The organism is Pedobacter glucosidilyticus (assembly GCF_002483235.1).
Taxonomy (GTDB): Bacteria; Bacteroidota; Bacteroidia; order Sphingobacteriales; family Sphingobacteriaceae; genus Pseudopedobacter; species Pseudopedobacter glucosidilyticum_B.
Map to the genome: position 1 here is coordinate 114,431 of NZ_DLHN01000001.1, position 4,151 is coordinate 118,581.

5 protein-coding genes are annotated in these 4,151 nt (G+C 35.6%); 2 read left to right on the top strand and 3 right to left on the bottom strand.

Annotated features, from left to right (window positions below):
* Window positions 1-23: 23 nt before the first annotated feature.
* The 3 genes from B2745_RS00570 to B2745_RS00580 all read right to left on the bottom strand — a co-directional run bounded on the left by B2745_RS00570 (window position 24) and on the right by B2745_RS00580 (window position 1,887).
* Window positions 24-800 (bottom strand): TPM domain-containing protein, encoded by a 777-nt coding sequence (locus B2745_RS00570; protein ID WP_304062292.1) that lies wholly within the window; start codon window positions 798-800, stop codon window positions 24-26.
* Between the two features lie 10 nt (window positions 801-810).
* Complete coding sequence (locus B2745_RS00575) at window positions 811-1,239, bottom strand: TPM domain-containing protein (protein WP_304062293.1); 429 nt, start codon at window positions 1,237-1,239, stop codon at window positions 811-813.
* Window positions 1,240-1,308: 69 nt separating this feature from the next.
* Window positions 1,309-1,887, bottom strand: a complete 579-nt coding sequence (locus tag B2745_RS00580) for a LemA family protein (protein ID WP_026903923.1) — start codon at window positions 1,885-1,887, stop codon at window positions 1,309-1,311.
* A gap of 91 nt (window positions 1,888-1,978) precedes the next feature.
* On the opposite strand from B2745_RS00580, the gene B2745_RS00585 reads away from it, so the two are divergent.
* Window positions 1,979-3,544: an NAD(P)/FAD-dependent oxidoreductase gene (locus tag B2745_RS00585; protein ID WP_304062294.1), complete on the top strand. Its 1,566-nt coding sequence runs from the start codon at window positions 1,979-1,981 to the stop codon at window positions 3,542-3,544.
* Window positions 3,545-3,549: 5 nt separating this feature from the next.
* The gene (locus B2745_RS00590; protein ID WP_304062295.1) at window positions 3,550-3,909 is read left to right on the top strand and encodes a CoA-binding protein; all 360 of its coding nucleotides are present in this window, start codon (window positions 3,550-3,552) and stop codon (window positions 3,907-3,909) included.
* Window positions 3,910-4,151 lie beyond the last annotated feature (242 nt).

The window sequence follows — 4,151 nt, forward strand, 5'->3', positions numbered from 1 at the left end:
CTAACCACCTAACCACCTAACCACTACCAACTTCCACTACTTCCGCCTCCGCCAAAACTTCCACCTCCAAATCCGCCGAAGCCGCCACCTCCGCCAAATCCACCTGATGAGCCACCGCCCCAACCACTATTTCCACCTCTACCCATACCGGCCAACATAGACCACCAAACTAAATCAGCAGCACCTCTTCCTCCAATCACACTTCTTCCGCCATTTCCTCCGCCACCTTTACTCACGCCTAAGATAATAATGACTATTATAATCAGTATCACCAAGCCTACTGGGAAACCACGTCCTTTGCCCTTTATCGGTTTGTCATTTTTATACTCACCCTTAGTATAAGCAATAATAGCATTCGTTGCGGCATCTAAGCCTTCAAAATAACGTTCTTGCTTAAAATTAGGTTTTATTTCATTTTCAATAATCCTCTTGGTTATAGCATCTGGCAAAGCACCTTCCATACCATAACCTGTTTGTATAGTTATTTTTCTATCTCCTAAAGAAGCTAATAAAACAACTCCAGTATTTTTTTCTTTACCACCAACACCCCAAGCTCTGCCCAATTGGTACGCATAATCATTAACCTCATATCCATCTAAAGATTTTATCAAAACCACCGTTACCTGTATAGATGTAGAGTCATCAAAGGCAACAAGTTTTTGTTCTAAATGGTTAATTTGTTCTGGCGATAAGGTACCTGTATAGTCATTTACCAAAGTACTAGGTTGCGCTGGAAAATTTTGAGAAAATCCCGAAAAAGTAAAAAGAGTAATCAGAATTAATAAAAGTATTTTTTTCATTTTTTACGGGTTATTTCAAGAAAACAATATCATCAGATAGCTCATTGGTGTCATTATCAGCATACGGAAAAAACTTTTTCAGTTGTTTACCTGCTTCAATAATGCCAACACTTAAACCCTCGGCAATATCTCCATTTTTAAATTGTTCAAGCATCAACTCTTTGGTGCTATCCCAAAAATTCTCAGGTACCAAGCTATTAATTCCACTATCACCAATAATGGCAAATTTATGGTCCTCTATAGCTAAATAAACAAGTACTCCATTTTTCAATCTAGTCTTGTCCATTTCTAAATCAAAAAAACAGGCAACAGCTCTTTCATAAGCATCTATCGCACAATTTTTTTCTAGGCAAACCCTTATTTCTCCAGAGGTTGCTTTCTCTGCCCATTCTATAGAATGCTTAATTTTTTCTTGGTCCTTATCAGATAATTGTGGCATTATAAACAATTAGATGTGAGTAAAGTAAAACGTGAGTTTCCTTAAGAAACTCACGCCAACATTTTGATTTTAGAATTTCACTTCCGGGGCTTTTTCAGCACCAGCCTCAGCAGCAAAGCTTCCTTTTGCCGTAAAGCCAAACATACCTGCAAAAATATTATTTGGGAAAGTTCTAATATTTGTATTGTACTCTTGTACAGCTTGGTTAAAATCTCTTCTGGCAACAGTAATTCTATTTTCTGTCCCTTCTAACTGCGCTTGTAATTCCAAAAAGTTTTGGTTGGCTTTTAATTGTGGATACTGTTCAGAAACAACCATTAATCTGCCTAATGCTTGTGATAATTGACCTTGTGAAGCTTGGAATTTTTGAATAGTTTCTGGTGTTAATTTAGTAGGGTCAACTTGTACAGAAGTAGCTTTTGCTCTAGCTTCAATCACTTGCGTAAGCGTTTCTTTTTCAAAATTAGAAACTCCTTTTACGGTGTTTACCAAATTCGGAATTAAGTCTGCTCTTCTTTGGTATTGATTTTCAACTTCACCCCATTGTGCTTTAACTTTTTCATCCAATTTAACAGAACTATTGTAACCGCAAGAACTTAATGATGTTGCAATAACAACTGCAAGAAATCCATAAAGTAATTTTTTCATGTTTCGTGTTTTAATTTTTTTTCAATTTAATGTTTAGATTTCAATTTTCATACCTTTGTTACAATTTGGGATAAATACCCGACAAAATAGCATGAAAAAGGAAATAGAAATTGTCATCCATCCGGATGATATTGATAATCAAGACAAAATTTTGGCTCAAATTTTAAATCAAGCTTCTTTAAAAAAAGCCGATTTAAGCCACTTTAATATCAGAAAGCGCTCAATAGATGCTCGTGGAAAGCAAGTAGTATTCCGCCTAAAAATAGAACTATACATTAAAGAAACACCTTCTCTAACCATTCAAAACATAAAGTATCAAAATGTCAGTAACGCCAAACCAGTAATTGTAGTAGGAGCTGGTCCAGCCGGCTTATTTGCTGCATTAAGATTAATCGAACTTGGCTTAAAACCAATTGTTTTAGAAAGAGGAAAAGACGTTAAACAAAGACGTAGAGATCTTGCAAATATCAATAAACAAGGTTTAGTAAACCCCGATTCTAATTATTGTTACGGCGAAGGTGGCGCCGGAACTTATTCTGACGGTAAATTATATACTCGTTCTAACAAAAGGGGCGATGTTAATAAAATGCTCCAAATCTTTGTCGACCATGGCGCAACAAACGATATTTTAATAGATGCAAGACCACATATAGGGACAAATAAGTTGCCTCAAATTATAGTAGCTATTAGGGAAACTATACTTAATAATGGTGGCGAAATTCATTTTAATACCAAGTTAGTGGATATATGTTGCGAAGAAAAAAAAATTAGAAAAGTACTTACCAATCAAGGAGAAATCACTACCAATACTCTTATTTTGGCAACCGGGCATTCTGCCAGAGATATTTACCATCTACTTAGAGAAAAAGATATTTTAGTAGAGGCTAAACCCTTTGCTTTAGGGGTTCGTATAGAGCATCCACAACACATTATAGATAGTTTACAATATCATTGCGATATCAGACATCCAAACTTACCCCCTTCTTACTATAGTTTAGTAGAGCAGATTGAAAATCGCGGAGTTTTTTCTTTTTGTATGTGTCCAGGAGGTATTATAGCTCCATGCGCAACAGATCATCATGAAATTGTTGTAAACGGCTGGAGTCCTTCAAAGAGAAATAATCCTTTTGCAAATTCAGGTACAGTTGTACAAATCAATATAGAAGATGTAAAAGGTGCCACTGACGATCCTTTCAAAATGCTCAATTTTCAATCAGAAATAGAAAAGCTAGCTTTTAAAACTGGAGGAGGAAATTTAAAAGCACCAGCACAAAGAATGGTCGATTTTGTTGAGAGGAAAATTTCTAATTCTTTACCAGATAATTCATACCTACCTGGACTAACTTCTTCAAGTTTAGATGATGTTTTACCACCGATGGTCGCAAATAGATTAAGAAAGGCACTTCCTGTTTTTGGGAATAAAATGTTTAATAGAGATAAGAAAGTTGGATATTATACTAATGAAGCAGTCTTAGTAGGAGTAGAGTCAAGAACATCATCTCCATTAAGAATTCCAAGAGACAAAGAAACTTTACAGCATCCCCAGGTTAAAGGTTTATTCCCCTGTGCTGAAGGTGCTGGTTATGCTGGTGGTATAATTTCTGCTGCAATAGATGGTCAGGCTTGCGCCGATGCAGTATTCAATTTCTTAAAATAATCAATATGAAAAAGACTTTAATCTTAGGTGCTACACCTAATCCATCACGATATGCCTATTTGGCTGCCAATAAATTAGTAGCTCACGGTCATGAAATTATAAATGTAGGTATTAAAAGTGGTGAAGTTGCAGGGCAGCCCATAGAAAGACCAGAAAAAATTCATACTGATGTCGATACCATAACCATGTATGTAGGTGCTGCAAATCAACCAGACTTATACGATTATATATTAAAAACAAATCCCAAACGTATTATTTTTAATCCTGGTTCAGAAAATCCAGAGCTTGAAAAGTTAGCTCAAAATAAAGGAATTGCTACAGAAGCAGCATGTACCTTAGTTTTATTGAGTACTAATGCTTATTAATTTTCATAAGCGGTATAGTTTTTTAAACTTTTTCATAAAGGAAACCAGGTAGTTATGTTTAGGGTATTAAAAAAAGATAAAGAAGTATTTGTAAGATAATAAAAAGATGTGCACCTTTGCAGCCCGCAAGGGGGAAACGGTTGAAATAAGGGTAGTGATAAGGAGGTAGAGATAGTTAGAGAAAATAGAGGGGGTGATAGGGAAATTGAAGAGAGGAGAAATTATTTTCAAAAACATTTTGG

Excerpts from the sequence above, each read along its gene's own strand:
- B2745_RS00585 (WP_304062294.1), top strand. The coding sequence starts at position 1,979 with ATGAAAAAGGAAATAGAAATTGTCATCCATCCGGATGATATTGATAAT.
- B2745_RS00580 (WP_026903923.1), bottom strand. The coding sequence starts at position 1,887 with ATGAAAAAATTACTTTATGGATTTCTTGCAGTTGTTATTGCAACATCA.
- B2745_RS00590 (WP_304062295.1), top strand. The coding sequence starts at position 3,550 with ATGAAAAAGACTTTAATCTTAGGTGCTACACCTAATCCATCACGATAT.
- B2745_RS00570 (WP_304062292.1), bottom strand. The coding sequence starts at position 800 with ATGAAAAAAATACTTTTATTAATTCTGATTACTCTTTTTACTTTTTCG.
- B2745_RS00575 (WP_304062293.1), bottom strand. The coding sequence starts at position 1,239 with ATGCCACAATTATCTGATAAGGACCAAGAAAAAATTAAGCATTCTATA.